Raw genomic sequence first — 26142 nt, forward strand, 5'->3', positions numbered from 1 at the left:
ATCCCTGACGCGCCGGCGACCGAAGGTGTGGCGCCCCATGCACAATACGCCGTGACGCCGTGGCCAAAAGCGTGGCCAAATTAGGGGCCTCTAGGGTAACTAGGAGACATGTATTATCGGTAATCCGTCGCACTTTGCCCCCTAATTCCCCTCCAAGCCCGCTAGAGCGTTTTCGAGTCCCGCCGTCCGCACCACAAGCACATGATTATATTGAGTTTATTTACTGCGGACGCACGCCGACGAACGCCGTACCGCCCTAGAACGCTCTCCCTGAACCGTAGCCTGATTGCGCTCGTCCCGGGTGAGTAAATCAAGCCTCCATTTTAGCGGGCGAGGAAAACAGGCACCGGAGTGGATTGCAGCAAACGTCGCGTCACGCCCCCAAAAGCTGCTTCGAAAAAGGGCGACCGTTCGGCCGCCCTTCAATTCTCGCCCCAGCGCGCTACGAAGCGCCTTTCGCCCAGCTTCCTCGCTTCGCTCGCGCAGCCGGTTCCCCGCAAAGTCGCTTTCTCCGCTTGTCCCCCGATGCTCGCCGCATAGGCAGGGTCTCAGATCGCAACTGAAACCCAAACCCACGGAGAAAAGTCATGGGAGTAACCACCGCCCAACCCTTAACCCCCGCATCTATGCCGCCTGCCTCGCGGCCTACAACAGGGCATCCTGCATGGCGTGTTGCGCGTGACGCGCTCGACAATGACTATCCCGCCCCCTGGCTCCTGGCATGATCGCCCGGCCATTCAGCCTCCTCCATCTTCTTCCACAGCCGGTGCATCGCCGCGCGCGCGGTGCCCAGCCCTGCGCGGTCGGTGGTTTCGCGCCAGCGGTCCGCCCGGTCGAGCAACTGCGCCACGCGCGGACCCGGTGTCTGCTCGGCGCCCCAGCTGGTAATCGAATTCGCGTTGGTCAGCGCCAGCGACAGCGTCGCCACCGCGATGGTGATCGCAGTCCAGCGCAGGGCGTGCTCCTGTCCGGACGGGCCGGGCAAGTCCACAGGGAATTCGGACATGCCTTTCATGCGGTCCTCCTAGAAGCGGTAATAGATGAACGGGGCGACGCCTTCGAAACGCATCGCGTCGATAACGAGGATCAGGGCGGCCAGGCCGACACCCACCAGAGGCGCAGGGAAAGTACGGATGCGGATCGCCGCGCCCGCCATCCAGCGTGTCGGCATGGCATGGATGGCGAGCCCGAAACCGATCAACAGCACGATCAGTGGCGAGGCCGTAAGGCCGGCCGGGCCATCGAACGGATCGCGCATACCGCCCAGATAGGCCATGGCGTCGTCGAAACTCGCAGCTCGGAAGAAGATCCAGCCGAGCAGGACGACATGGAAGGTGAGCAGCAGTCTCGCCCAGACCGGCAGCGGCGGCCACGACTTCGGCGCATAGTCGGCCCAGAAGCGTTCCACCGCCAGCGCGCCGCCGTGCAGGCCGCCCCAAATGACGAAGGTCCAGCTGGCACCGTGCCACAGGCCGCCGAGCAGCATGGTCAGCATCAGGTTGCGATAGGTGGCGATCTTGCCGCCGCGACTGCCGCCAAGCGCCTCGATATAGAGATAGTCGCGCAGCCATTGCGACAGGGTGATGTGCCAACGGCGCCAGAATTCCTGCAACGAGGTCGCGCGGTAAGGCTGGTCGAAATTCCGCGGGAAGCGATAACCAAGCAGCGCCGCCAGCCCGATTGCCATGTCGGTATAGGCGGAGAAGTCGCAATAGATCTGCACGGCATAGCCATAGGCGGCGAAGACTAGATCGAGCGCCGAGTGCGAGGCCGGATCGGCGAATACCGGATCGACAAAACTGACCGCGAGTTCGGAGGCAATGACGGTCTTCTTGAACAGCCCCCACACGATCAGCAGCAACGCCATCGATACCATCGACCGGTCGAGCTTCGGGCGCGTTTGGAACTGCGGCACCAGATCCGCCGCTCGGACGATCGGCCCGGCGACGAGGTGCGGGAAAAAGGACATCAGCAGCAATATGTCGAGCAGCGCCGCCGGCTGGACGCGTCGACGATAGACGTCGACGACATAGCTGATGCCCTGGAAGGTGAAGAAGGAGACGCCGATCGGCAGGATCACCCTGAGCATCGGCAGGTCGCGTTCGAACCCGATCGCAGCCAGCGTCGCCCCGACCTGCTCGGTGAAGAAGTCGAAATATTTGAAGAAGCCGAGGATGATCAGATTGGCCGCGACGCCGCAGAGCAGCAACAGCTTGCGCCGGTCGACGAAGCGATCGTTCGCCAGGCCGGCCGCGACCGCCCAGTTCATCAGCGCGGAGAAGATCAGCAGCGGCACGAACCGCCAGTCCCATGCGCCGTAAAAGACCCAGCTCGCCACGAGCAGCAGGATCTTGCGCCACTCGTTGGAGCGCACCGACCAGACCAGGGTGAAAACGACAAGAAAAAAAACGCCGAAGGTGAGCGTCGGAAACAGCATGGTTATTCCGCGTGAGCGGCTCCCCTGTCGAGGTCGGCCTGGAGGCGCCGTGCGATCTCCAGTCCGCCCGCGGTGTTGAAATGGACATAGTCGCCGCGCATCAGCGGCAGATCGCGCTGGACCCAGTCACGAGCTGCGCAGGAGCCGCCCATGCGGGCCTGCCAGTCCCAGAAGGCCAGGCCGAGTTCGTCTGAGACGCGGCGCTGGATATCGCGCACGGCTGCAGAGGCGGGCGGCGCGAACAAGGCCGGCCGGGCGCCGGCCGTCTCGCACTCGACCAGGGCACCGGGCGCGTTGGTGCGAAGCGCGGGCTGACGGCTAAGCGAGTCGGGCGCACCGAGCAACAGCATCGGGACGTCGCCGGAAAGCGAGCGTAGCCGGGTGATCTGAGAGCGCAGCACCGCTTCGAACACGACTGGGTCGAAATGCGGGGCAAACCCTTCGTTGGTGCCGAAAGCGAGCACGATCAGGTCGGGTTTGTAGGCCTTGAGTTCCTCAGCGACGACGGCATCGTCGGTCCGCGCGAAATGCGCCAGTTGTGACCCCACGACGCCGAGATTGGACAGGGCGATGCCGCCTGCGTCCCGAAAGGTCGCCCAGGACGTTATGGTGAGCGAACGGCGTTCGGCAGCGATCTCGACCGAGGAATGCAACGTGGCGGAGCGGATCGTGCGGCAGATCGGCCGTTGGGACGCAGCGTTGAAATCCAGCCGGTCCCGATCCCGCCCGTCAAAGCGGACGATGACGCCTCCAACATCAGGCCCGCCGACAGCACAGAGCAGGAACCGGTCGAACGCCATGCCCGCCGCCGCGTTCAGCGTCATACTTGCCCCGGGACGCATCGCGGTCATACTGAAGCCCGACAGGCCAAGCAGCGGCCGCGGCGCGACCGCGCCCTTGCCGAAGGTTGCGCCTATGGCCCAGCCCGTCGACATCGCAGCTGTCATGCCCCGCGTGATATACCCGTCATATGGCCGCCCGGGCGGCAACACGCCCCTGCCTCCGGCGCCGAACCGTGCCTGGAGCAGGTCGCGCCAGGCACCCGTCACCCCGTCACCGGCGGTGTGACTGTCGCCGATCTGCAGGATATGGATTGGCTCGTCCCCCTTTGTGTCGCGCGCGGCCTCAAGCCGGGCGAAATAGGGTGCCAGCGCCTCAGGGCCGCACAACGACCCGGCACAGTTCGACGCGTCGGCGGGGGCGGAGAGCGCCGCCAGTGTCAGCAAGGCGAGCCTCACTTCGCACCTTCCCCACCCCCGGTGGCGGGCCTGCCGGCGACGCTGCGCGCGGCGTCGGCATAGTTGCGAATGCGGCCGGCTAGCCCATGGGTGATCCACAGATAGCCGGTCATCGACATGTGAACGCCGTCGGCCGCACGGATCAGGGTGCGCTTGCCCGTCTTTGGATCGTTCAACCAGGTCGCGAAATTGCCCTGCGCATCGGAGGCGACCGGGCGAGTATCGATGAACGGCACGCCGAGCTTCCCCATCCGCTCGGCATAAAAGTCGTTGATCGCCATGACATCGGCGTCGAGCGATTCCTTGCCGATGCGCGGCAGGCCGACCCAATAGACCATCGCATGGTGGCGGCGCATCAGCGCGACATAACGGTCGAGGCGCCCGCCGACTTCCTGCTGCCAAAGCGGCCCCATGAACTTGGCGTATTTGCCCTGCGGCGTGATGATGCCCTGTGCGTCATTGGCACCGAACGAGATGATCGCGATGTCGAGCGACGCATCGCCGAGCTGTTCGGCGGCGTGGCTTTCCAGATTAAGGCTTTTGTATCGCGTGAAGCCAGTGGCGGGCTGACTATATTTGACGACGTCATAGCCCGCCTTGTTCGGCAGCTGTTGTGCGAGGCCCCACCACACGCCGTCGCCGAAGCTGTCGCCAAACACGCCGACCTTGATGCGGTTGCCGGTGGCGACCGTCTTCACGAGCTGCTGAAAGGGCGTGGCATATTGGCGGATGAGAGTATCCTCCGCCTGGACTGAGACGGGAATCGGCCGGGAAAGGACTGTCCGTGGCGACGGTGCCGCCGCTGCGGACGCGCTGCTCCCCACCTGGAACGCCCAGCCGATCGCCGCCCCGACCGCGGTACCGAGCAGGAGCACCGCCGTCCGGTCGAGCAGGACACGCAAGGATGGGCGAGATGTCGAAGAAATCGGGTCTTGAGGGCGCGCAGCATCCTGCGGCACTTGCACTGTACCTTGCAACACGGCTTTCATACTTTCGGTGGGAGCAACTATTCTAATCCGTAACGCTATATGTGCCGGATGGCTCCAACTTGTCTATGAAGAATCTATCGTTTGCCGAATTTTACGGGGTAACGGCAAATTTGTACGCACCCCGCACAATAAATATTCGACAATATTACTTCATTATTGGCAAGTACGGTCGAATTATATTGACGATTCAGGAGATGCCGCCCTTATTATCAATAATAGATCGATATCGGCCGGATAATTTTCACCGATAGAACAGATGCGAAATTCAGCCAGGCCGCCCCTCGCACTAGTATCAGGAAAAATACGCACACTCATCCTGACACCTGACAATGATCGCGATGGATTCCACCAGGATTCGCTGATCGAATTCGGCGGCGTCGACTATTGTTTTCCCTTTTCCGGCACCTGTCACGCGTAGGTGGCAGGCCCGCCGACAAGGCGGTAGGAACGGCTGTGGCCGCCCCCTCCCTCATCGAGCTCCGCCCCCTCGGCATGGTTGCCTGCGCCGCGATTCTGACACTGCTCGCCGGTGGTTGCAGCAAGCGTCAGGAAGGCAGCGCGCATACCGGACTGGTCAGGCTGTCCGACGACGAGGTGAAGAATCTCGATCCGCAGAAAATCTCCGACCTAACCTCGCTTCGTGTCGCAGAGGACCAGTTCGAGGGGTTGATGCGGCATGGCGGCGATGGACGGGCCGAGTTGGGCCTGGCGGGCGCCGTGCGCTGCACTCCGGACAACCTCTCCTGCCGCTTCACGCTTCGGCCGGGCCTGCGCTTCTCGGACGGCACGCCGATCACCGCTGCCACCTTTGCACAAGGCTTCGCGCGGCTGCGCGATCCGAAGACCATGGCGCCCAATGCCAAGCTGTTCGAAGGCATCGACAACATCCTGGCGGACGGCCCGGCGACCGTCACCGTGACGCTGCGCCGCCCCTTGCCCTGGCTTGCGGAGTTGCTCGCCCAGCCGGCTCTTGCAGCACTGCCGATCCACCGGATCGCTGCCGTAGGGGACCGCTGGACAAGTGACCGCCCGCTCGTCACCTCGGGCGCCTATCGGCTGACCGACTGGCGGCTCGGCGACCGGCTGACCCTTTCACGCAATCCGGCGTGGCACAACCGCCCTGCCCCAACCCCGATCATCGTCTGGCAGCCGGCCGAGGACAAGCTGGCGGCGCTGCGACGGTTCCGAGGGCGTGAAGCGGATACCGTCAGCGACATTCCGGGCAGCCGGCTCGAATGGGTACGCAAACATCTTCCTGGCGCGGCCCGGATCGCGCCTTATGCCGGCACATATTATTTCGCCTTCAACACACGGAAACCGCCGTTCGACGATGTTCGCATTCGCCGCGCGCTGTCGATGGCGGTCGACCGGGCCTGGATCGCGACCCGACTGATGGGCACCGGCGAGACGGGCGCGCGCGGCCTGGTCCCACCGATCCTCGGCGGGCGCGATCCGGAGGTTTTCGCGAAACCCGACCGCCCGGCTGAGATCCGGCGCCTGCTCGGCGCGGCCGGCTATGGCCCCCGGCATCCCCTCGTCTTCGACATACGGTTCAACAGCGGCGGCGATCATCGGCGGATCGCGGTGGCGCTGGCGGCGATGTGGCGACCATATGGCGTCGAGGCGCGGCTGCTCAACAGCGAGGCGGCACTGCATTTCGCGGCCTTACGGCTGGGTGACTTCCAGCTCGCCCGTTCGGGGTGGATCGCCGATGTTCCGCGGCCGGAGAATTTCCTTGCGGTGCATCTGAGCGGCGCGGGTGCGGTCAATTATTCAGGCTTCGCCGATCCGGAATATGACCGCCTGGTCACTCGGGCACTCGCCACCGCAGAGCCGACCGCACGCACCGCGCTGCTTCAGGCGGCGGAGGAACGACTGCTGCGTGCCGCCCCGATCCTGCCGATCTATCATTATGTCAGCCGGTCACTGGTGGCGCCGGGCGTCCGGGGATGGCAGGATAATGCGATGAATATCCATCCCAGCCGCCTGTTGTATCGGGAAACGCGATGAAGGGCCGCGTGTTGCTCCTGGCCATGCTCCTGCTGACGAGCTGCGGCCGACGATCCGATGCTGGCCCGGTGGTGGTCAGCGCAATCGGTGGCGTGCCCGCGCTCGCCGACTCGTCGCAGGGGCCGCTCGGCATCGGAGCCCGACTGTTGCTGGATTCCACCGCCCAGGGCCTGGTGCGTTTCGACGCCGCAGGACAGATCGAGCCAGGAATTGCAGAGCGCTGGATCGTCATCGACGACGGCATGAGCTATATTTTCCGTCTTCGCGAGGCCGAATGGAGCGACGGCCGACCGGTCGACGCGCAGGAGGTGGTGTCGATCCTGCGCCGTCAGATTGCCGCGCGCTCACGCAATCCGATCATGCCCTTTCTCAGCGCAATCGACGAGATCGTCGAAATGACGCCGCAGGTCATCGAGGTGCGGCTGAAGCGCCCGCGTCCTGACCTTCTGAAGCTGTTCGCCCAGCCCGAGCTTGCGCTGTTCCGCACCCGCCCGCCCGGTGGCAGTGGGCCATTCCGCGTCACCCAAACCTATCGCGACGGCGTAATGCTGCGCCCGGCCTTCGATCCGGCCCGCTCGCCCGACGACGACGCGGCCGAGCCCGGACCCGAACAGAATGTCCGCCTGATCGGCGAACGTGCCTCGCGCGCCCTTCTGCGGTTCGCGGCGCATGAGTCCGATCTGGTCACCGGCGGCACTTTTGCCGACTGGCCGCTGATCGCCAACGCCGAGATCGCACCGGCGAACCAGCGCCTCGATCCGGCGGCCGGCCTGTTCGGTCTCGCCATCGCCAATCGTGACGGTTTCCTCGCCGAGGCAGCCAATCGTTCGCTGGTCGCCCGCTCGATCGACCGGCAGGCGATCGTCGGCACCTTTGCCACGGGCTGGGCTCCGACCGCGCAGCTCCTGCCCGATCGGCTCGATTCGGCATCGGCGCCAGCGCCGGGGTGGGTTGCACCTGTCCTTGATGCCATGTCCCCGCCCGACCGGGTGCGCGCCTGGCGTACGGCGCATGATGGCCCACTGGTGCTCCGTATCGCGCTCCCGCCGGGTCCGGGATCGACGCTGGTTTATGGCATCGTCGCGGCGGGGCTTCACCGGATCGGCATCGACACCCAAAGGGTTGCGATCGATGCCGAAGCCGATCTGCGGCTGATCGATGCAGTCGCCCCTTATGACAGTGCGCGCTGGTATCTCGCCACTGCCTGCCAGCCCTGCGGCGCCGAGGCCCAGGCAGCGATCGACGCGGCGCGCGACGCCCCCACGCTGGAGCTGCGCGCCGCCCGCATCGCGGAGGCGGACGCAGCACTGGCGGACGATATCGCCTATATTCCGATCGCCCGGCCGCTGCGCTGGTCGCTCGTCGCGTTGCGGCTGGGGCAGTGGCAGGGGAACTCCCGCGCCTGGCACCCGTTGAATCACCTGCGTAATGACACCAAATGAGGTGATATGGCCAACCGAGCGACCCGAATGAGCCCCGAGCCCCTCGGGAATATTGCCGGCAGTTTCACCGGTAGCGATGCAGCATCGGTGCGCCGGCGCGTCGTGGCGATGGAGCATCTGCTCGAAGGGCTCTTCGTCATTCCGGGCATCAACCGCCGGGTCGGACTCGACGTGATCCTCGACATCATTCCGATCGGCGGTGGCGCCGTTGCCGCCCTGATGGGTGCATGGATGGCATGGGAGGCCCGCAATCTGGGCATGTCCAAATCGCAGGTCGCCCGCATGGCCGGCAATATCGGCGTGGACTTCCTGCTCGGCCTGATCCCCTGGGTCGGCGCGGTGCCCGATTTCTTTTTCCGGTCGAACACCCGCAACCTGCGCATCATCAAGCGCCATCTCGATAAACACCACCCGTCGACCGCAGTGATCGACCGATAGCGCCTGAAGAGGCCCGTCTCAGCGATCGCGCGTCAACGCGGTCCGCGCCAGATCTTCAGCGCCGCTGTGGCTGGCAGACCGCCGGTGCCTGCCTTGCACCGCTCATAAGCGAAGCGCTTGTCCAGGCAGATCCACAGTTCGTCGAGCCAGCCCTGGCGGTTGGCGGTCACCCGGATCGCATTGGCAGGAAGGCCGGGATTCGCCTTCGCCATCGCGGCCGCGAGCCCACCCGCCGTCGCGTTGCCCCGCGAGAGCGCATCCATGTCAGGATAGCGCAGTTTTGCATAAAGCCCGGTGGACCGTTCGAAATAGGCTGTCGGCGTCGTGCCCATGCAGGTTCCGTGCTTAGCCCATTCATGTTGCAGCAACTGTACTGACGGCGTCGCGCAGAGATGCTTGCGGATCACCTGCCGAGGCAGGATCGTGGCGGCGGTACAATATTGCGGCCATTCCTTGCCGACCCCATCGGGCCACAGCCCGTGCAGAGTGAAACCGAAACGGTTTCCGCTGCCGCACTCGAGCCGGGCGGAAGGACTGCGCGCATTGCCATGGCAATATTGCGGAGCCCAGGTCACCGCGAGCGTATAACTGCCGATCGGCAGCACGCGCTTCGGCTCGCTGCGGCTCGGCAGGTCGGGCCGAGGCCGGGCGAGATTGGCCGGAATCTCGCACTTATAGGCTTGGGCCTGGGCGACGCCGGGTATGACGGCAAGCAGAGACGCGACGACAACGGCAGGCTTCATGCAACGACTCCTGTTTTTGCACCGAACCACGGCCTTGCATTGCCGCGAAACAGCATCGCGACCGCATAAGCCTGGAGCACAGTCGAAAAGAGGCCGAGCAGGCCGCTCAGCCCCATGGAATAATGGCCGGTCGGGATCGCGTAGAGCGTCCAGCCGAGCGCCAGAACGACGAACACGGCGAGCACCCATTTGGCGATCGCGCTACCCTTGCGGGCAACGAAGAACCACAGAAGCAGGGCTATGCCGAATCCGATCGCGGTGGCCAGCTGCAAGGTAGCGTCGCCGAACATCTGCGGCTGCAGCAATGCCCGCTCTTCGCGATCCGACCAGGAGAGGATCGTGTTCACGACATCGACGCCGATCGCGGCAAGATAGAAACGTTCGAACTGAATGATCGAATTCGGCCTGGTCATCGATGCGCCCCCCCCGGTTGATCTCACTTAATCGGTGCTGTCTTACCCCATACGAAACGATCGACTCGAGCCGTTACCCGACTCACCCCTCCACCATCACGACGGGCAGCTTAGTCCTCTTTTGTTCTCACGCAACCGTCAGGCCGCAGCAGTGAAATCAAGGCCGATATCAGCCGCGGGCGCGGATTGGGTCAGCCGGCCGACACTGATGAAGGTCACGCCGGTTTCGGCGATCGCGCGAATCGTGTCGAGCCGCACGCCACCCGACGCCTCTGTCGGCACGCGCCCGCCGATCAGGGTCACCGCGCCGCGCAGCGTCGGCGGATCCATATTGTCGAGCAACAGATGCGTGGCGCCTGCGGCCAGTGCCGGCTCGATCTGATCGACCGAATCGACCTCTACGATGATCCGGCCGATGCCCGCGACCTTGGCGCGGCGCACCGCCTCGCCGATATCGCCCGCGACCGCGACATGATTGTCCTTGATCATCGCCGCGTCCCACAACCCCATGCGATGGTTGGTCGCGCCGCCCATGCGGGTCGCATATTTCTCCAGAATCCGCAGGCCCGGGATGGTCTTGCGCGTATCGAGCAGCACGGCACCGGTGCCGAGAATCTTGTCGACATAGGAGCGCGTCAGCGTGGCGATGCCGGACAAATGCTGCACGGTGTTCAATGCCGAGCGTTCGGCGGTGAGCATCGCGCGCGCGCTGCCCTCGAAGCGCATCAGGTCGGTGCCGGCAGCAACCTTCTCACCATCCTGCACCAGCCGCTCGATCCGCACCTCGGGATCGAGCGATCGGAAGAATGCCTCGGCGATCGGCAGGCCCGCGACCACGATCGCATCGCGGCTGTCCATCACGCCGGTGAAGCGAGCATCGGCCGGGATCACCGCGATCGAGGTGATGTCCCCCGCATCGCCCAGATCCTCGGCCAGCGTCGCAGCGACGAAAGCGCCGAGATCGAAACCGGGCAAGGCCCATGTGCCCGCATGGGGCGTGCCCTGCCCCGCCGGGTTCAGAATGTCCGCCGTCATCACCCGCTCCGCAACAGTCACGTCTGCCTGATGTCTTCAGGTGCCCGCCAACGCAAGCGTTGAGCGGCCTGAAATGGACTATTCTGCGCGATCGGATGGATAACGTCTCATTCTCGATGAACGCATGACCTCCGACCGACATTTACGCCGAAGCGCCCGTCGCCCCGGAGGCCTAACTGGCAAGATGCTTCACTTCAGTCGCCACCGGGCCCTACGTCGCCGGCACGGGCTGGCCCGTAGTATTGAGCGCGAGCAGTTTGGTGCGTCCGGCGATCTCGCCGATCAATGCGGCGAAGCGTGAGATGGCGACGGTACGGGCGAAGGAGATTCGGCTATTCTTCGCGAAGGAGGTGACCGTCGATCGCTACCGGGATCGCCTCGATCAGGACGAAGACGACCCGACACAGCTCGGTGCCGGTGTTGCGCCAGAGATGGCTGGTGCCGCGCTGCACGACAATATCCCCGGTTTCGAGCTGCTCGATCTCGCCCCCGTCGAGTTGAAGCTCGATCTCTCCGTCGAGGATGATCGCGTAATCGATCGACCAGCTCCGGTGCGTGCGCGACTGCCGGCCGGGCAGGAAGTCGACGACACGGATCATCGAGCCGCCTTCATCCCCAGGCCGGCGTGCGCCATCGCTATCGTCATTGAGGTTGGCGGGCACCTCCGGCGTCGACCAGACCTGCGCGACGGCAGCCTCGCTCGTACCGGCAACGACAGGGCGGAGCATGTCGTCGGCGTGCACGATCGACCAGCCTGCTTCGTCATGCCCGGTCACGATCCGGCGGAACGGCGTGGTGACGACCTGATCGTCAATGCGGTCTTTCGCCGCCTTTTTCTTGCGGAAGAACATGGTCCGACCTCTCCTTCCGCTCGATGGTCAGTCGCCGGTCACCCTCACCGGGCCGAGATCGCCCATACCGACCGTCGCGCTCGCCATCGACAGCATCGCGTCGAGGCTCTTCTTGGCACGAAGGCGAAGGCCCTCCTCGATCTCGATGCGCGGCTCGAGGTCGCGCAGGGCGACGTAGAGCTTCTCCATCGTGTTGAGCGCCATGTACGGGCAGATATTGCAGTTGCAGTTGCCGTCGGCACCGGGCGCGCCGATGAAGGTCTTGTCGGGCACCGCCTTCTGCATCTGATGGATGATGTGTGGCTCGGTCGCGACGATCAGCGTGTCGCCTTCCATCGCGAGCGCATATTCCAGGATGCCACGCGTCGACCCGACATAGTCGGCGTGATCGAGGATATAAGGCGGGCATTCGGGGTGTGCGACGACGGGCGCGCCCGGGTGCTGCTGCTGGAGCTTCAGCAGCTCGGTCTCGCTGAACGCCTCGTGCACGATGCATACGCCAGGCCAGAGCAGCATGTCGCGCCCGGTCTTGCGAGCGAGATAGCCGCCGAGATTCTTGTCCGGGCCGAAAATGATCTTCTGGTCCTTCGGGATCTGGGCGAGGATCTTTTCGGCCGAGGAGCTGGTCACGATGATGTCGCTCAGCGCCTTCACCTCGCACGACGAGTTTATGTAGGTCAGCGCGATATGATCGGGATGCGCGGCGCGGAAGGCGGCGAACTGCTCGGGCGGACAGCTGTCCTCCAGACTGCACCCTGCGTTCATGTCGGGCAGGACGACGATCTTCTGGGGTGACAGGATCTTCGCCGTCTCGGCCATGAAGCGGACGCCGCAGAACGCAATCACGTCGGCGTCGGTCGCCTCCGCCTTCTTGCTGAGATCGAGGCTGTCGCCCACGAAATCGGCCAGGTCCTGGATCTCGGGCTTCTGGTAATAATGCGCGAGGATGACCGCGTTACGCTCCTTGCGCAGCCGGTCGATCTCCGCACGGAGATCGAGCCCGGTCAGCGTGCCGCCAATGCCGTTACGTGCGTCCATGATCAGTTCCTGTTCCCCAAAACCTCTTGCAGCGAGCGGGTGGTGTCCCACACCTCGCTATTGTCCTTCGCCTCGTCGGCGAAGCGCACTTTGACCGTCACGTCGATCCCCGCCGCCTTGAGCGGCATGGCGAAACTGCGTTCGACCGCCCGGCGCGTCGCATCGCGGGCAAGGTTCATCGGCACCGCTTCATGCGCCTGGCGCACCAGCTCCTGCTGGCCGGCCCGGCGATTCGCGTCCTGCAATTTCGACTCGGCGTCGGTAAAGGCCGATAATATCCCACCTTCGCCATATTCGCGCATCTGGGTGAGATCGATCTGCGGCGGAGAGGCTTCGATCGGCGGCAGCACCACGCCGAGCGTGCGGGTGGCAGCGTCCCAGGTCACGTCTTTCTGCCGAAGCTTCGCCAGATCGACCTCATAGCGGACCATGCCGGGCATGATCAGCGTCTTCTTCGCGCTCAGCCCGAATTGCGACTGGGTCGATGTCGTCACCGCCACGAAACGCGCGGCAAAGGCCGACAGGCGGTTCTGCTCCTTCAGACCCTGAAGCGAGGCGCTGGCGATCGTCACCGGATCGGGACCCTTCATCTTGCCGCTGACATAATAGCCGAGCGCCCAGAAGCCGCCGGCGATGAACAGCGCGATCAGCGCCAGCGCGCCGGCGAACTTGCCGAGGAACTTCATGCGGCTATCTCCCAGTCGTCGCCCCTGAGGGAGACAACGCCCCGGTCGCGCAGATCGATCAGATGGGCAAGCACGGATCGCTCCGCGGCCGGAAACAGCCGCGGATCGATTCCGACATACATGCGCTCGACCATCGCCGGGACCGGCTGGGGCTCGGCGCGGAGCAAGCGGAGAATCTGGCCCTCGCGCTGCTTGCGGTGGCCGATCATGCCGCGGACGAGACGGCGCGGATTCTCCACCGGGTCACCATGCGCGGGATAATAGATCCGGTCGTCGCGGTGCATCAGCTTGTCGAGGCTTGCCATATAGGCCGCCATGTCACCGTCTGGCGGCGAGACGATGGTCGTCGACCAGCCCATGACGTGATCGCCGGAAAACAGCGCCTTGGTTTCGGGCAGCGCGAAGGCCAGATGGTTCGAGGTGTGCCCCGGCGTGGCGATGGCAGTGAGGGTCCAGCCCTCGCCGGATACAGACTCTCCATCGGCCAGCACATGATCGGGCGCGTAATCGCTGTCGAACGACGCGTCGGCACGCGGCCCGAGATCGTCTAGCGCAAGCGGCGCGCAACCGATGATCGGCGCCCCGGTCGCCGCCTTCACTGCGCGGGAGGCGGGGCTGTGGTCGCGATGGGTGTGGGTGATGACGATGGCGGTCACCGGGCGGCCGGCGATCGCGCGCAGCAGCGCCTCGACATGGTTTGCATCGTCCGGACCGGGATCGATCACCGCGAGGTCGCGCGTGCCGACCAGATGGGTCTGGGTGCCGGTATAGGTGAAGGGCGACGGATTGGGCGCGAGGACGCGGACGACGAGCGGTTCGAGCTGCTCGGCCACGCCTGGTAGTTGCTCGCTCATGGGGTGCAGATGGCGGGTCGGGCGCCGCTACGCAAGCCTGTCCCTGCTTGATTGGGGGAGAGCTGCGCTTGGGGAGCGGCCGTGCCGCGACGGCATAAGGGCTCTCCCGGCATTGCCGGAAGAGCCCCCACCCCCCGCCCCTTTGGACGGAAGGGACGATAGCTCAGTTCGCCTTGTTCAGATTGTCTTCCATGTCGCGGATCGCCTCGTCGATCGCCTTGATCGCTTCGTTGCGGGCGACCTCTCCCATCGCCTGGTCGGACCGCATCCGCGCCTGGGCGTGGCGCAGGCCTTCTAGCGCCGAACGATAGGCGTTGCGCTCGATATCCTTGCTCCGCGCCGCCACCGCCGCGCCTTCTCGGGCGACCTTCTCGATGCGGTTGGTGCAGATGATGATCACCCGCTTGTTGCCCTTCTTCTCGTTGAGCACCATCTCGTGGCGTCCGCCGTCACCCGGGCAGTTGCGCGACGAGACGTCAGGAATGTCCGCCATGTTGGGCATGTCGCGGAAATCGCCGGTCACCATCTCGCCATTCCTGTCGCGGCGTACGATGCGGACGACCTGACGCCTGGTGACCTTGCCGTCGGGCGAGACGGTCGTCGTGACGCCCCCATCGTCTTCGCCCAATGCCGGTGGCGCGGGCGGAGCCGGAGAAGTGGGAGGAGCCGCGGGAGCCGGCGGTGCGACGGGCACGGCGTCCGTTACCTGGACCGGCATCGGCGCGGGGTCCGATCCGACAGCGGCGATCGCCTCCGGCGCAGCAAGAGGTGCAACTGCCTGAACGGGCGCAGGAGCGACCATGGGGGCAATGGCGGTCATTGGATTGAGTTCCGCAAGACTGACGCCGGTCGCCTTCTCCATGCCGGAACGGACCCGCTCGGCCGCCTGGGTGCCGGACGCGGTGAGGCCCAGCCCGGCCACGGTCAGCATCGCAACTGCGGCAAAGCCGCTGACGAGGCGAAGACGCGACGTCCTGTTGGTGGTCAGCATTCTCAGTCTCCCCTTCAGATCCTCTATCGTGTGCAGATGGCATGCGGCCGACACGGCGCCGCCATGGGCTGCCTTGACGATCGCGCAGGCATAGGTGTGCCGCATCATCGGGTTCTTGCCGGCGAGCACCCGGGCGTCGTTGGCGATCTCCTGGTCGGCACGAAAGGCACGAAAGGCACGCCAGGCTATGGGATTGAACCAGTGGAGCGCGAGCACGACCAGCGCGATCCAGTTGGCGATCAGGTCGCCGCGATGATGATGGCCGAGCTCATGGGCGAGCGCGAGGTCGCGCTCCTCCACATCGTATCGCTCGGAGAAATCGCGCGGAAAGGCGACATATTTGCGCCAGATGCCGAAGGCGAGCGGGCCGCTAGCGGCATCGGTCTCGATCAGTTGGATGCCGCCCTCGATTTCCGTCTCGCGCGCCGTCTGGGCGAGCATGCGGCCGACGAAGCGGACATGCGCCGTCGCATGCCAGGCAATGAACGCCGCCGCGCCCAGCACCCATAGCGAGACCAATATGGGGCCAAGCGAGGGATTTTGGGCGACGGGCGCAGCGGCGTCTCCGCCGAGCGGTTCGATCACATAGACGGTGATCTGCTCGCTCGCGCGGATCACTGGCGCGACTGCGATCTCGCGCCAGGATTGGGGTAAGGGCGGCAGGAAAAGGCGGAGCGCCGGCAGCGCCCAGAGCGCATAGGCGATGTCGGGCCCGAAGGCGCGGCGGACGGGACCGCGGAGCAGCAGCACCGCGACCATCAGCACGGCCGAGGCGATAAGCGCCTCGATCGCCCAGGGAATAAAGGCGGGGGCCATCACGACTTGAGGCCTTTGAGCAGCGCCTCGATCTCGGCAATGTCCTCATTGGTCAGCGCGTCGCGTTCGGCGAGATGGGCGACCAACGGCGTAAGCTTGCCACCGAACAGCCGGTCCATGAGCCGGCGCGATTCACCCTCGACATAATCACCCCGCTTGACCAGCGGGCGATAGAGGTAGCGGCGGCCATCCTCCTGATGCGCGATGATGTTTTTGGCGAGCAATCGGCCGAGCAGAGTCTTGACGGTATTGGCCGACCAGTGCCGCCCCGGCGGGATACGCTCGGCCACGTCCTGGGCGGTCAGGGGCGACTCATCCCAGAGCACCTCCATTACCGCATGTTCGGCATCGCTGATCCGTTCGCTCACGACTCGCTCCCCGGAATGACCACATCTGTAATCGTCGTGATTACATCTGTAGTCAATCAGCTTAACGGTGGATGAATGCGGACTTGCCAAAGCTCGTTACCCCAGACTTGTTCCGGAGCCCATCGAGCCAAAACCCCTGCCGGCACGGGCGCGTGGAACGGCTCCGCAGAGGCAACCAGCCGCGCCGCCGGTGCAGAAATGGATGCCGGAACAAGTCCGGCATGACGGCGGGGGTGTTGCGATATAGGCTCCCCCAAAAAACAGGAGAGAGGCATGAGCCAGTTCATCACCGTCGCCGCCGGGCTGCGCTTTCCGGAAGGGCCAGTCGCGCTGCCCGACGGCAGCGTGATCCTGGTCGAGATCGCCGCGGGGCGGATCACGCGGGTGAGACCCGACGGATCGACCGAGACCGTGGCCGAGCCGGGCGGCGGGCCGAACGGGCTGGCGATGGGGCCGGACGGCAAGCTCTATTGCTGCAACAATGGTGGGTTCAACTATGTCGAGCGCAGCGGGCTGCTTATCCCGCACGGCCAGGCCGACGATTATTCCGGCGGTCGGATCGAGCGGATCGATCTTGCCACCGGCGCGGTCGAGACGCTCTACAAAAACGGCGATTTCGGCTGCGTGCTGCGCGGGCCGAACGATTTGGTGTTCGATGCCCATGGCGGCTTCTGGTTCACCGACCATGGCAAGAACCGTCCGCGCGAGCGCGACATCACCGGCATCTTCTATGCGAAGGCCGATGGCAGCCATCTTGAAGAGGTGATCTTCCCCAGCGAGAATCCGAACGGCATCGGCCTCTCGCCCGACGGGTCGACGCTTTACGCGGCGGAGACCTATACCTGCCGGCTGATGGCGTTCCACCTCACCGCGCCGGGAAGGATCGATAACACCGTCGGACTCGGCGGCCCCGGCATCCCGCTCTATCGGCCCGCGGGATACAAATTCTTCGACTCGCTGGGCGTAGAGGAGAGCGGCAATATCTGCATCGCGACGATCGGCGAAAGCGGGATCAGCGTCATCTCACCGACGGGCGAGCTGGTCGAGTTCGTGGCGACGCCCGATCCCTTCACCACCAATATCTGCTGGGGCGGTCCTGACCGGCGGACCGCCTTCATTACCTTGTCGGGCACGGGGCAGCTCGTCCGCGTGGATTGGCCGCGCCCGGGCCTGACGCTGGCCTACTGACTCAGCCAGGCCATTGCGCCGCCAGCTGAGCCGCGGTGCCGTTGAAGTGATCGAGGTCGAGCGCACCGGCGGAATTGCCGGGAAGGCCCGGGATGTTCGCGACCTTCTCGGCATATTGCCACAGCCAATAGGTCGCCCAGCTCTTCTGCACGACGGCCGTCGGACCATATTGCGCCAGCCACAGCCGGTGTGCGCCGAAGAACGGATCGACCCGGTCGCCAAGGTCCGACTTGATCAGATTTCCACTGTAGATCACCGCCTTTCGCCCAAGCTTCTGCTCGATCAGGGTGAGGAATTCCCGGGCGATATCCAGTGTCATCTGATTACCGCTGGTCGTTTCGTAATCGAGCGCGACGAGGGTCTTGTCGTCGGGCTTGGCCCAGGACAGGAAATTGTCGACCTGCTGCTGGGCGGGCGCTGCGGTGCCCCAGTGATAGGCACCCCACAACATGCCTGCCGCGACTGCTGCGGTCCGCCGGTCGTCATAGAGATCGTCGCGGCCGGTGCCGCCGGTGGTCGCCTTGTGGATGATCCCGCGCACCCCGGCCGTGTAGGCCTGCGGAAAGCTGGTCACCGCATCACCGTGATAGAGATCGATCACCAGCGGCACGGCGGGCGGGAACGGGATCGCGGGAGCTGGCGTAACCGGCGTGCCGGTCAGGGGCACGATCGACGGCGCCGGTCCCGGCATGAAGGGGCCGCAGCCGCCACTCCAAGCATAGGCATCGTCGGCGATCCTGTACCAGAGCGGATTGCCGTCGACCGAATCGCCCGCGACGATCGCGGAGACGCCGAGCGTGGTGCCGGTCTGCGCCTTGCGCAGGATGGGTGCGCTGGTGGACGGCGCGCCCTGGCGGAGATTGACGATCGAGGTCGTCTGCACCTGCCCGGTGACGAGGATCTGCGCGGCCATCTCAGCCCACCGATCCGTCAGCCGACACCGCAGGCGCCAGCGCCGGGGCTCCGGCCGGCGCGGTTGCGCTCGTATCCGGCGTCGTGGCGACCGTCAGGGCGACCTCCTGCCGGGACATGAAGCCTTCGACGAAGTCCGCGCCCGAATAGCCAGCCGCCATCAGCATGAAGATCTGCTGCGTCGTGACATGGGCGAGATCGGTAATGAGGCTCACCGCGGCGAGCGCGCCGGCGATGAACCCGATGCCGAACGATATCCAGATCCGGCTCGGCTGGATCAGGTCGCCAAGGCTCGCGGTCGTACCACTGGCGGTGTCGTTGAGCTTCTTGAGCCCGACGATCGCCCGGATACCCTGCCCGAGTACCCCCATCGCCCCGCCAAGTCCGATAACCTGCAACCAGCTAACCGCATCAAGTGTGGTCGACATCTGCGCCTCCCCTTCAAAAGCCTTCGCCGTGGTTCTGCGATGGTTGAGGAATCGGGCCGCTCCAACAAGCGCAACTAGGGTCGATTCGACTATATCCGCAGCACGCCCGATTGAATCGAAGGACGACTGGACGGATGCATTCGCTGCAGGTGCAGTTGCAGCACGCGCGCGATTGACCGGCGCGCGCGCCAATGGCTTATGCGCGCCCAAGAGGATGTTTGCGGAGACCATTGCGATGAAGAAGCTCTATCCCGATGCAGCGGCAGCGCTGGAGGGGCTCCTGTTCGACGGCATGACCATCTGCGCGGGCGGGTTCGGCCTGTGCGGCATCCCCGAGCGGCTGATCGACGCGATTCGCGACGCGGGCACCAAGGACCTGACCATCGCCAGCAACAATGCCGGCGTCGATGGCGAAGGCCTGGGCAAGCTGCTCCGCAGCCGGCAGGTGAAGAAGATGATCTCCTCCTATGTCGGCGAGAACAAGGAGTTCGAGCGGCAATATCTGGCGGGCGAGCTCGAGGTGGAATTCTGCCCCCAGGGTACGCTCGCCGAGCGCTGCCGCGCGGGCGGCGCCGGCATTCCCGGCTTCTACACCAAAACCGGTGTCGGCACGCAGGTGGCAGAGGGCAAGGAAGTGAAGGTCTTCGACGGGCAGGAATATATCCTGGAGCGCGGCATCCGGGCCGACCTGTCGATCATCAAGGGCTGGAAGGCCGATGAGAGCGGCAACCTGATCTTCCGCAAGACCGCGCGTAATTTCAACGCGCCGATGGCGACCGCGGGCAAGATCTGCGTCGCCGAGGTCGAGGAAGTGGTGCCGGTTGGATCGCTCGATCCGGACACGATCCACCTGCCCGGCATTTATGTGAAGCGGCTGATCGTTGGCTCGCCTTACGACAAGAAAATCGAGTTCAGGACGGTGCGCGAGCGAGTGGCGGCGTGACGCTATCCGCCCCTTCTTCCCCCCTCCCGCTTGCGGGAGGGGCTGGGGGAGGGCCTGTCGATAATGACGGAGCCTCTCCCTTGGGGACATGCCCTCCCCTAACCCCTCCCGCAAGCGGGAGGGGCATAAGTGTGGCGCTCGCACTGATGTTGACCCTGACGGCCTGCGTGCATGCCGAGGCACCGGTGCAGATTACCCCCCCCCCGCCCGAGCCGGTCGTTCAGGCACCGCCCGCGCCTCCGTCCCCCGCCCCGACCGTCCCCGCCGGCATGCAATATCTCTATGGCTCAGGCGAAGGGGCGGCGATTAGCGCTCAGGCGTGGCGCGGGCTGACCGGCTATGTCGCGCAGCAGGTACGTAAGCGCCCGCGCGACAGCGTCGTGCTCGCCACCGGCGCGACGCTTGCCTCACCGGGCTTCGTGCCGTGCGGGAAGAAGCCTTTTGCCGCCGTGTTCGACGTTGACGAGACTGTATTGCTCAACCTCGGCTTCGAATATTGGGATGCAGCACATCCCGGGCCTTATAACGAAGCGACCTGGCAGGCCTGGGAGAAGACCGGCGCCGGCAAGGTGGCCCCTACCCCCGGCGCGTTTCAGGCGCTGACGGCACTGCGCAAGCTGGGCGTGACGGTGATCTTCAACACCAACCGCTCCGCCGCCAACGCGGCCCAGACGACCGCCGCCATCGACGGCGCCGGCCTCGGCCCGGCAGTGCATGGCGAGACGCTCTATCTTGCCGGCGACGACGCCATGGGATCGAAGAAGGACGGCCGCCGCGCGACGATCGCCGCGAAATATTGCGTGCTCGCGATGGGCGGCGATCAGCTCGGCGATTTCAGCGACCTGTTCAACGCCGGCCTCGCGCCTATCCCGCGCCGCGACACCACGCTCGCAGAGCCGGTTGCGGCGAAATGGGGCGCCGGCTGGTTCGTACTGCCCAACCCCGTTTATGGCAGCGCCTTGAAGGGCGGGCTCGACGATATATTCACTGCAGACAAGCGTTGGGCTTCGCCCGCGCCGACGGAGAAGTAAGACATGGCCTGGACCCGTGACGACATGGCGGCGCGCGCCGCACGCGAGCTGCAGGACGGTTTCTACGTCAATCTCGGCATCGGCATCCCGACGCTGGTAGCAAACCATATCCCCGAGGGTGTCGAGGTGACGCTCCAGTCCGAGAACGGCATGCTCGGCATCGGCCCCTTCCCCTATGCGGGCGAGGAGGATCCGGACCTGATCAATGCCGGCAAGCAGACGATCAGCGAACTGCCGCAATCGGCCTATTTCGGATCCGACCAGAGCTTCGCGATGATCCGCGGCGGGCATATCGACCTGACCGTGCTCGGCGCGATGGAAGTCGCCGAGAATGGCGACATCGCCAACTGGATGATCCCGGGCAAGATGATCAAGGGCATGGGCGGCGCAATGGATCTGGTCGCGGGCGTGAAGAAGATCATCGTGGTGATGGAGCACACGTCGAAGAACGGGGACCCGAAGTTCATCCCGGCCTGCACCTTGCCGCTGACCGGCAAGAATGTGGTCGACATGATCGTCACCGATCTCGCCGTGTTCCAGCGGCCGGATCATCAGTCGCCCTTCCGCCTCGTCGAGATGGCGCCGGGCGTGACGGCGGACGAACTCGCGGCGAAGACGACGGCGCAGTATCTGGCCTGATGGCCTATACCCTCATCACCGCCAACCGGAACTATTCGAGCTGGTCGCTTCGGCCCTGGTTGTTGATGAGGGCGCTCGGCATCCCGTTCAAGGAACGGTTCGAGCCCTTTGCCAAGCCGGATAATTACGAGGACTTCCGCGCCTTCTCGCCGAGCGGCCAGGTGCCGGTGCTGCTCGATGGCGAGCGGACGATATGGGACTCGCTCGGCATCACCCTCTACCTCGCCGAGCGCCATGCCGGCGTCTGGCCGCAGGATGAAGCGGCACGGGCCTGGGCGATCTGCGCCGCGGCCGAGATGCATGGCGGCTTCGGGGCGCTACGCAACGACTGCACGATGAATGTCGGCGTGCGGGTCGCACCCAATCCGCCCTCGCCCGCGCTGGCGCGGCAGATCGCGCGGCTCGGCGAACTCTGGGCCGAGGGGCTTTCGCGCTTCGGCGGCCCATGGCTTGCGGGCGCGGTGTTCACCGCGGTCGATGCCTTTTACGCGCCTGTCGCGTTTCGCGTGCGCACCTATGGCCTCGATGTCGGCGCCGCCGGTGCGGCTTGGGTCGCGCGGGTGCTCGATCATCCGGCGATGCTCGAATGGGAGAAGGCGGCGCTGACTGAAAGCTGGCGCGAAGAAGCGCATGAGGCGGAGCTTGCCGCCGCGGGCATCGTCACCGCAGACCTCCGGGCGTGAAGCGCGGCCTTGCCAATGCCGCGATCGCCCTCGTCGTGATAGTGGGGCTGATGGTGGCCTTCATTTCCCCGCCCGGTTTATTGAGCCTGCTCGACGGCGCGGTCGGTGGCGGTATCGGTGCGAGCCGGCCGGGCAGTGCGATTCCCTTCGGCACGCATGGCCAGAAGCTCGACGTGTGGCGGCCCGCCGGTGAGAGCAGTGCGAAGCGGCCGGTGCTGATCTTCTGGTATGGCGGCGGCTGGGCCAAGGGCAGCCGCGGCGCCTATGCCTTTGCCGCGCGGGCCTACGCCAAGGCGGGTTTCGTGGTGGTGGTGCCGGATTATCGCAAGGTACCGGCCGTGCGCTTCCCTGCCTTCCTGCAGGACGGTGCACAGACGGTACGATGGACGCGCGACCATATCGCCGAGTTCGGCGGCGACCCGGATCGGATCGCGATCGCGGGGCATTCGGCCGGAGCTTATACTGTTGCGATGCTGGCGCTCGACCAGCGCTGGCTGAAGGAGGAAGGCGTCGATCCGGGCATCATCAAGGCTGCGGTCGGGCTGAGCGGGCCGTATGATTTCTACCCCTGGACGTCGCCGCGATCCGAGGCCGCAATGATGGGCGTGGGCGATCCGATGATGACCCAGCCGATCAACTTCGCGAGGGCCGATGCGCCGCCGATGCTGCTCGTCACCGGCGACAAGGACACGACCGTCAGGCCGCGCAACGCCCTGCGGCTGGAGGCGCGGCTGAAGGCATTGGGGGCGCCCGTGACGGTGAGCGTGCTGCCCGGGCTCGGCCATGAAGGGGTGGTGATGGCGCTGTCAAAGCCGTTCCGCGGCAAGGCGCCCCTCCTCGCCGAGAGCGTGGCGTTCATCCACGCCGCGCTGGCCAGGCATCCGACTGTATTGCATCGGTAATACGCATGGGAGTAGAGGGAGCGCATGACCATTGCCCTCCTCCTCCCGCTTCTCCTCGCGGCGCCCGCCACCGCTCCTCTTGTCGAGCGCGACTGGGCGCAGACGCTGCGGCAGGATGCCAGGGCGCTGCACGACGATGCCGCGGCGAACCATCCCGGCCCGATCAACACGCTCGACCCCGGCTTCACCAGCCGCAATGATGCCGGCCTCGCACTGGCGATGAAGCGGGCCGGACAGGTGCATGATTTCGCAGGCTATTGGTATGCGATGAAGGCATATGTCGCCTCGTTCGAGGACGGCCATATGAGTTTCCGCTCGACCGGCGACGCCCCCCGCTTCGATACGAAATGGCCTGGTTTCATCACCGGCTTCGACAGCGCGGGCGAGCAGCGAGTCGTGTCGCGCGCCGATGACGCGCCGCTGCGGCTGGGGGCGCGGCTGATGTCGTGTGACGGCATCCCGGCAGATGCCCTTGCGGCGGAGAATGTCGGCGCCTTCGAAGGCCGCTGGTCCCTGACGTCGCGCCATATCCTGCGCGGCGGCGAGTTGTTCGTCGATCGCGGCAATCCCTTCATCAGGCGCCCCGTGACCTGCGTGTTCGAGGTGGGCGGCCGGCCGGAACAGGTCAGCCTGACCTGGAAGACGGTCATGCCCGAAGCGCTGGCCTCGCGCCTCGACCTGGCGAGCCAGTCGATCAGCCCGCCGATCGGGGCACGGACTCTGGCCGACGGAACCCGCTGGTTCTCTATCAACAGCTTCAACGGCGATCCTTCCTCCGAATCGGGCCGCGCCCTGCCGGGGCTGATCGCCGGCATGAAGGCGGATCGGGCAGCCTTGGTCGCTGCCCCCGCGATCGTGTTCGACCTGCGCGGCAATGGCGGCGGCTCTTCCGACTGGTCGCGCCAGATCGCAGCGATCCTATGGGGCGAGCAGCGCTTCGCCGGGCTGGGCACCGATGCGGACGCGGTGGACTGGCGCCCATCCGAAGCCAATATCGCGTCGCTCGTCGAGGCCAGGGACGCGCGCAAGACGATCCTCTCGCCCGAAGCGAAGAAGTGGTTCGACCGTACCATCGCCGGCATGCAGGCGGCGCGGGCGAAGGGCGAGAAGCTGTGGCACGACGCCGAAGACGACGAGCCGCCGGTGGCGGGCGATCCGCCTGCGCCACCGCGCGGGCCGGTCTATTTCATCACCGATGCCGGCTGCGGATCGGCTTGTCTCGACGCGGCAGACATGTGGAAGGCGCTCGGCGCGATCCAGATCGGCCAACAGACCAGCGCCGACACGCTGTACATGGACGTGCGCAAGGACGAACTGCCGAGCGGCGTCGCGCGCATGTCGATCCCGATGAAGGTCTATCGCGGACGCAAGCGCGGGTCCAACGTGCCGCTCGACCCGGTCCATGCCTTTCCGGGCAACATGCGCGACACCGCCGCGCTTGAGGCGTGGATCGCGACCCTTCCCGAACGGAAGCCCTGAATGCGTATCCTGCTGACCGGATCGAGCGGCTGGCTCGGTCGTTTCCTGGCGCCGCGGCTGCGCGCAAAGGGCCATGAGGTGACCGGCCTGGACGTTGCATCGAGCGTCGATACCGATGTGATCGGCACCGTCGCCGACCGGGTGCTGATCAATCGGGTGTTCGGCGAGCGCGGGATCGAGGCCGTGATCCATGGCGGCGCGCTGCACAAGCCGGATATCGTGCGCTATCCGAACCAGGCGTTCATCGACGTGAACGCCAGCGGCACGCTCAACCTGCTCGAGGCGGCGGTCGCGGCCAAGGCGAGCCGGTTCGTCGTCACCTCGACCACCTCGCTGATGATCTCGACCGCGATCCGCGAAGCGCGGGGCGAGACAGCGGTGTGGATCGACGAGGAGATGGCCCCGCTCGAACCGCGCAACATCTACGGTGTGACCAAGCTTGCCGCGGAGCAGCTGTGCCGGCTGGTCCATGCCGATCACGGCCTGCCGGTCGTCATCCTGCGCACCTCGCGCTTCTTCCCCGAGGATGACGACACGCACCGAGAATTGTCGGGCGAGAATATGAAGGCGAACGAACTGCTGCACCGCCGCCTGACGGTGGAGGACGCAGCCGAGGCGCATATCGTCGCGCTCGAACGGGCTCCCGAGATCGGCTTTGGCCTGTTCATCGCCTCGGCGCCCACCCCCTTCGTCCGCGACGAGGTGGCGGCGCTGAAGACCGATGCGCCGGCCGTGATCGCGCGCCACTTCCCCGATGCGGCCGAGCTCTATGCCCGGCAGGGCTGGCACCTGCCCCGCTCGATCGACCGGGTTTATGATTCTGGCCTGTCGGAGCGGGTGCTGGGTTTCCGATGCGCGACGGATTTCGCAGCGGTGCTCGACGCGTTGCGCAACAATGCCGACCTGCCCTTCGCGCATGACGCGGATTATGTGTCACCGAAGGAAGTCCCGAACCGGACCTTCGTCGCAGATTAGTCGCCCCGGTCGTCGGACAGCAGCATATGCCCGCGCCGCCGCAACAAGTGGTGACGGGCGGACCCACTGCAACAATCCGGCCTCGCAAGGCTTGATTCTAGAGACTTTGTAACATAACATAAAGTTCATATGGCACTGGGTGTTCAGTCGGATGCGCGTGTGGGGCGCAAAGGGGAGCGACGGCGTCGCGCCCTGCCCCGCTGCGCGTCCGCACGATGCCCGCTGACCGCGCGGATGCGCTCCGGATGGTACGCCCTTCTCCTAGCGATGACCCTCAGCCTCTCATGGCAGAGCCTTCTCACGCAGACGCACCAACACCCCGCGTCGAGCCTCGCCCCCATCGCCGCAAAACTGCTGGGCACGACTCCGAGCGCGAACCTGCCGGATGGCAAATCCTCCGACCAGCCGGCCGATTGCCCGATCTGTCGCCAGATCGCCCATGCCGGCCATTATCTCACCCCGGAACCGGGTGCCTTCCATACCCCGATAGCCACGGCTTTCAGCTTTGCCGCCCCGGCGGCACTTCACACCGCTATCGTCCAGCGCTCGCACGCCTGGCAGAGCCGCGCTCCACCTACCCTGCTCCAAGCCTGAGGACCGCCATCGCTAAAGG

The 26142-nt window shown here is 65.5% G+C and carries 27 protein-coding genes; 12 read left to right on the plus strand and 15 right to left on the minus strand.

Going from position 1 to position 26142, the window contains the following annotated elements; all coding sequences use genetic code 11:
- Positions 1–697: 697 nt before the first annotated feature.
- The 4 genes from AC1DT7_RS11365 to AC1DT7_RS11380 are packed head-to-tail and all read right to left on the minus strand — an operon-like array spanning position 698 to position 4577.
- Positions 698–1015 (minus strand): hypothetical protein, encoded by a 318-nt coding sequence (locus AC1DT7_RS11365; RefSeq protein ID WP_478036063.1) that lies wholly within the window; start codon positions 1013–1015, stop codon positions 698–700.
- Between the two features lie 9 nt (positions 1016–1024).
- Positions 1025–2437 (minus strand): MBOAT family O-acyltransferase, encoded by a 1413-nt coding sequence (locus AC1DT7_RS11370; protein ID WP_478036064.1) that lies wholly within the window; start codon positions 2435–2437, stop codon positions 1025–1027.
- A 2-nt stretch (positions 2438–2439) separates the two neighbouring features.
- Positions 2440–3675, minus strand: a complete 1236-nt coding sequence (locus AC1DT7_RS11375) for a GDSL-type esterase/lipase family protein (protein ID WP_478036065.1) — start codon at positions 3673–3675, stop codon at positions 2440–2442.
- Positions 3672–4577, minus strand: a complete 906-nt coding sequence (locus AC1DT7_RS11380; protein WP_478036066.1) for an SGNH/GDSL hydrolase family protein — start codon at positions 4575–4577, stop codon at positions 3672–3674. Before AC1DT7_RS11380 ends, AC1DT7_RS11375 begins: the two co-directional genes overlap by 4 nt.
- A gap of 540 nt (positions 4578–5117) precedes the next feature.
- Here AC1DT7_RS11380 and AC1DT7_RS11385 point away from each other — a divergent pair.
- From AC1DT7_RS11385 to AC1DT7_RS11395, 3 genes are read left to right on the plus strand one after another with little or no spacing between them, the layout of a single operon-like run.
- Positions 5118–6674: a peptide ABC transporter substrate-binding protein gene (locus AC1DT7_RS11385; protein WP_478036067.1), complete on the plus strand. Its 1557-nt coding sequence runs from the start codon at positions 5118–5120 to the stop codon at positions 6672–6674.
- The gene (locus tag AC1DT7_RS11390) at positions 6671–8116 is read left to right on the plus strand and encodes an ABC transporter substrate-binding protein (protein ID WP_478036068.1); all 1446 of its coding nucleotides are present in this window, start codon (positions 6671–6673) and stop codon (positions 8114–8116) included. The genes AC1DT7_RS11385 and AC1DT7_RS11390 overlap by 4 nt, the downstream gene beginning before the upstream one ends.
- A gap of 27 nt (positions 8117–8143) precedes the next feature.
- Positions 8144–8554: a DUF4112 domain-containing protein gene (locus AC1DT7_RS11395; RefSeq protein WP_478036069.1), complete on the plus strand. Its 411-nt coding sequence runs from the start codon at positions 8144–8146 to the stop codon at positions 8552–8554.
- Positions 8555–8586: 32 nt separating this feature from the next.
- Here AC1DT7_RS11395 and AC1DT7_RS11400 read toward each other — a convergent pair whose 3' ends face one another.
- The 9 genes from AC1DT7_RS11400 to AC1DT7_RS11440 all read right to left on the minus strand — a co-directional run bounded on the left by AC1DT7_RS11400 (position 8587) and on the right by AC1DT7_RS11440 (position 16349).
- Positions 8587–9297 (minus strand): ribonuclease T2 family protein, encoded by a 711-nt coding sequence (locus AC1DT7_RS11400; protein WP_478036070.1) that lies wholly within the window; start codon positions 9295–9297, stop codon positions 8587–8589.
- The gene (locus tag AC1DT7_RS11405) at positions 9294–9710 is read right to left on the minus strand and encodes a hypothetical protein (protein ID WP_478036071.1); all 417 of its coding nucleotides are present in this window, start codon (positions 9708–9710) and stop codon (positions 9294–9296) included. Before AC1DT7_RS11405 ends, AC1DT7_RS11400 begins: the two co-directional genes overlap by 4 nt.
- Before the next feature lie 138 nt (positions 9711–9848).
- A complete protein-coding gene (gene nadC / locus AC1DT7_RS11410) occupies positions 9849–10745 on the minus strand; it encodes a carboxylating nicotinate-nucleotide diphosphorylase (RefSeq protein ID WP_478036072.1) in 897 nt (298 codons plus the stop codon).
- A 332-nt stretch (positions 10746–11077) separates the two neighbouring features.
- A complete protein-coding gene (locus tag AC1DT7_RS11415; protein WP_478036073.1) occupies positions 11078–11596 on the minus strand; it encodes a cupin domain-containing protein in 519 nt (172 codons plus the stop codon).
- Between the two features lie 27 nt (positions 11597–11623).
- Positions 11624–12634, minus strand: coding sequence for a quinolinate synthase NadA (nadA, locus tag AC1DT7_RS11420; protein WP_478036074.1), 1011 nt, complete (start codon positions 12632–12634; stop codon positions 11624–11626).
- Between the two features lie 2 nt (positions 12635–12636).
- Positions 12637–13320: a DUF4230 domain-containing protein gene (locus AC1DT7_RS11425; RefSeq protein ID WP_478036075.1), complete on the minus strand. Its 684-nt coding sequence runs from the start codon at positions 13318–13320 to the stop codon at positions 12637–12639.
- Positions 13317–14174 carry an MBL fold metallo-hydrolase gene (locus tag AC1DT7_RS11430; protein WP_478036076.1) on the minus strand — a complete coding sequence of 286 codons (858 nt, stop codon included), beginning with the start codon at positions 14172–14174 and terminating at the stop codon, positions 13317–13319. Before AC1DT7_RS11430 ends, AC1DT7_RS11425 begins: the two co-directional genes overlap by 4 nt.
- 163 nt (positions 14175–14337) lie before the next feature.
- A complete protein-coding gene (locus tag AC1DT7_RS11435) occupies positions 14338–15981 on the minus strand; it encodes a M56 family metallopeptidase (protein WP_478036077.1) in 1644 nt (547 codons plus the stop codon).
- Complete coding sequence (locus AC1DT7_RS11440) at positions 15981–16349, minus strand: BlaI/MecI/CopY family transcriptional regulator (RefSeq protein ID WP_478036078.1); 369 nt, start codon at positions 16347–16349, stop codon at positions 15981–15983. The genes AC1DT7_RS11435 and AC1DT7_RS11440 overlap by 1 nt, the downstream gene beginning before the upstream one ends.
- Before the next feature lie 273 nt (positions 16350–16622).
- Here AC1DT7_RS11440 and AC1DT7_RS11445 point away from each other — a divergent pair, with 273 nt between their 5' ends.
- Positions 16623–17537 (plus strand): SMP-30/gluconolactonase/LRE family protein, encoded by a 915-nt coding sequence (locus AC1DT7_RS11445; RefSeq protein ID WP_478036079.1) that lies wholly within the window; start codon positions 16623–16625, stop codon positions 17535–17537.
- A gap of 1 nt (position 17538) precedes the next feature.
- On the opposite strand, the gene AC1DT7_RS11450 is transcribed toward AC1DT7_RS11445, so the two are convergent.
- Entirely contained in the window at positions 17539–18450 is a 912-nt protein-coding gene (locus tag AC1DT7_RS11450) for a glycoside hydrolase family 25 protein (RefSeq protein ID WP_478036080.1), read from the minus strand.
- A 1-nt stretch (position 18451) separates the two neighbouring features.
- A complete protein-coding gene (locus AC1DT7_RS11455; RefSeq protein ID WP_478036081.1) occupies positions 18452–18877 on the minus strand; it encodes a hypothetical protein in 426 nt (141 codons plus the stop codon).
- A gap of 235 nt (positions 18878–19112) precedes the next feature.
- Here AC1DT7_RS11455 and AC1DT7_RS11460 point away from each other — a divergent pair, with 235 nt between their 5' ends.
- From AC1DT7_RS11460 to AC1DT7_RS11495, 8 genes are all read left to right on the plus strand, one after another.
- Positions 19113–19820: a CoA transferase subunit A gene (locus AC1DT7_RS11460; protein WP_478036082.1), complete on the plus strand. Its 708-nt coding sequence runs from the start codon at positions 19113–19115 to the stop codon at positions 19818–19820.
- 146 nt (positions 19821–19966) lie between these two features.
- Complete coding sequence (locus AC1DT7_RS11465) at positions 19967–20851, plus strand: HAD family acid phosphatase (RefSeq protein WP_478036083.1); 885 nt, start codon at positions 19967–19969, stop codon at positions 20849–20851.
- Positions 20852–20854: 3 nt separating this feature from the next.
- A complete protein-coding gene (locus AC1DT7_RS11470) occupies positions 20855–21490 on the plus strand; it encodes a CoA transferase subunit B (protein ID WP_478036084.1) in 636 nt (211 codons plus the stop codon).
- Positions 21490–22173 carry a glutathione S-transferase gene (locus tag AC1DT7_RS11475; RefSeq protein WP_478036085.1) on the plus strand — a complete coding sequence of 228 codons (684 nt, stop codon included), beginning with the start codon at positions 21490–21492 and terminating at the stop codon, positions 22171–22173. The genes AC1DT7_RS11470 and AC1DT7_RS11475 overlap by 1 nt, the downstream gene beginning before the upstream one ends.
- A 50-nt stretch (positions 22174–22223) precedes the next feature.
- On the plus strand, positions 22224–23075 hold the full coding sequence (locus tag AC1DT7_RS11480; protein WP_478036153.1) for an alpha/beta hydrolase: 852 nt from the start codon (positions 22224–22226) through the stop codon (positions 23073–23075).
- Between the two features lie 24 nt (positions 23076–23099).
- A complete protein-coding gene (locus tag AC1DT7_RS11485) occupies positions 23100–24554 on the plus strand; it encodes a hypothetical protein (protein ID WP_478036086.1) in 1455 nt (484 codons plus the stop codon).
- Positions 24555–25529, plus strand: a complete 975-nt coding sequence (locus tag AC1DT7_RS11490) for an NAD-dependent epimerase/dehydratase family protein (RefSeq protein WP_478036087.1) — start codon at positions 24555–24557, stop codon at positions 25527–25529.
- 267 nt (positions 25530–25796) lie between these two features.
- Positions 25797–26123: a hypothetical protein gene (locus AC1DT7_RS11495; protein WP_478036088.1), complete on the plus strand. Its 327-nt coding sequence runs from the start codon at positions 25797–25799 to the stop codon at positions 26121–26123.
- The last annotated feature ends 19 nt before the right edge of the window (positions 26124–26142 follow it).

The sequence above is a fragment of the Sphingomonas sp. P3_C6 genome, from assembly GCF_056402595.1.

Bases quoted from the DNA above. Each gene is read 5' to 3' on its own strand.
- AC1DT7_RS11365 (WP_478036063.1), bottom strand. From the start codon at position 1,015: ATGAAAGGCATGTCCGAATTCCCTGTGGACTTGCCCGGCCCGTCCGGA.
- AC1DT7_RS11370 (WP_478036064.1), bottom strand. From the start codon at position 2,437: ATGCTGTTTCCGACGCTCACCTTCGGCGTTTTTTTTCTTGTCGTTTTC.
- AC1DT7_RS11390 (WP_478036068.1), top strand. From the start codon at position 6,671: ATGAAGGGCCGCGTGTTGCTCCTGGCCATGCTCCTGCTGACGAGCTGC.
- AC1DT7_RS11395 (WP_478036069.1), top strand. From the start codon at position 8,144: ATGAGCCCCGAGCCCCTCGGGAATATTGCCGGCAGTTTCACCGGTAGC.
- AC1DT7_RS11400 (WP_478036070.1), bottom strand. From the start codon at position 9,297: ATGAAGCCTGCCGTTGTCGTCGCGTCTCTGCTTGCCGTCATACCCGGC.
- AC1DT7_RS11405 (WP_478036071.1), bottom strand. From the start codon at position 9,710: ATGACCAGGCCGAATTCGATCATTCAGTTCGAACGTTTCTATCTTGCC.
- nadC (WP_478036072.1), bottom strand. From the start codon at position 10,745: ATGACGGCGGACATTCTGAACCCGGCGGGGCAGGGCACGCCCCATGCG.
- AC1DT7_RS11415 (WP_478036073.1), bottom strand. From the start codon at position 11,596: ATGTTCTTCCGCAAGAAAAAGGCGGCGAAAGACCGCATTGACGATCAG.
- nadA (WP_478036074.1), bottom strand. From the start codon at position 12,634: ATGGACGCACGTAACGGCATTGGCGGCACGCTGACCGGGCTCGATCTC.
- AC1DT7_RS11425 (WP_478036075.1), bottom strand. From the start codon at position 13,320: ATGAAGTTCCTCGGCAAGTTCGCCGGCGCGCTGGCGCTGATCGCGCTG.
- AC1DT7_RS11430 (WP_478036076.1), bottom strand. From the start codon at position 14,174: ATGAGCGAGCAACTACCAGGCGTGGCCGAGCAGCTCGAACCGCTCGTC.
- AC1DT7_RS11435 (WP_478036077.1), bottom strand. From the start codon at position 15,981: ATGGCCCCCGCCTTTATTCCCTGGGCGATCGAGGCGCTTATCGCCTCG.
- AC1DT7_RS11445 (WP_478036079.1), top strand. From the start codon at position 16,623: ATGAGCCAGTTCATCACCGTCGCCGCCGGGCTGCGCTTTCCGGAAGGG.
- AC1DT7_RS11450 (WP_478036080.1), bottom strand. From the start codon at position 18,450: ATGGCCGCGCAGATCCTCGTCACCGGGCAGGTGCAGACGACCTCGATC.
- AC1DT7_RS11455 (WP_478036081.1), bottom strand. From the start codon at position 18,877: ATGTCGACCACACTTGATGCGGTTAGCTGGTTGCAGGTTATCGGACTT.
- AC1DT7_RS11460 (WP_478036082.1), top strand. From the start codon at position 19,113: ATGAAGAAGCTCTATCCCGATGCAGCGGCAGCGCTGGAGGGGCTCCTG.
- AC1DT7_RS11465 (WP_478036083.1), top strand. From the start codon at position 19,967: ATGTTGACCCTGACGGCCTGCGTGCATGCCGAGGCACCGGTGCAGATT.
- AC1DT7_RS11470 (WP_478036084.1), top strand. From the start codon at position 20,855: ATGGCCTGGACCCGTGACGACATGGCGGCGCGCGCCGCACGCGAGCTG.
- AC1DT7_RS11475 (WP_478036085.1), top strand. From the start codon at position 21,490: ATGGCCTATACCCTCATCACCGCCAACCGGAACTATTCGAGCTGGTCG.
- AC1DT7_RS11480 (WP_478036153.1), top strand. From the start codon at position 22,224: ATGGTGGCCTTCATTTCCCCGCCCGGTTTATTGAGCCTGCTCGACGGC.
- AC1DT7_RS11485 (WP_478036086.1), top strand. From the start codon at position 23,100: ATGACCATTGCCCTCCTCCTCCCGCTTCTCCTCGCGGCGCCCGCCACC.
- AC1DT7_RS11490 (WP_478036087.1), top strand. From the start codon at position 24,555: ATGCGTATCCTGCTGACCGGATCGAGCGGCTGGCTCGGTCGTTTCCTG.
- AC1DT7_RS11495 (WP_478036088.1), top strand. From the start codon at position 25,797: ATGACCCTCAGCCTCTCATGGCAGAGCCTTCTCACGCAGACGCACCAA.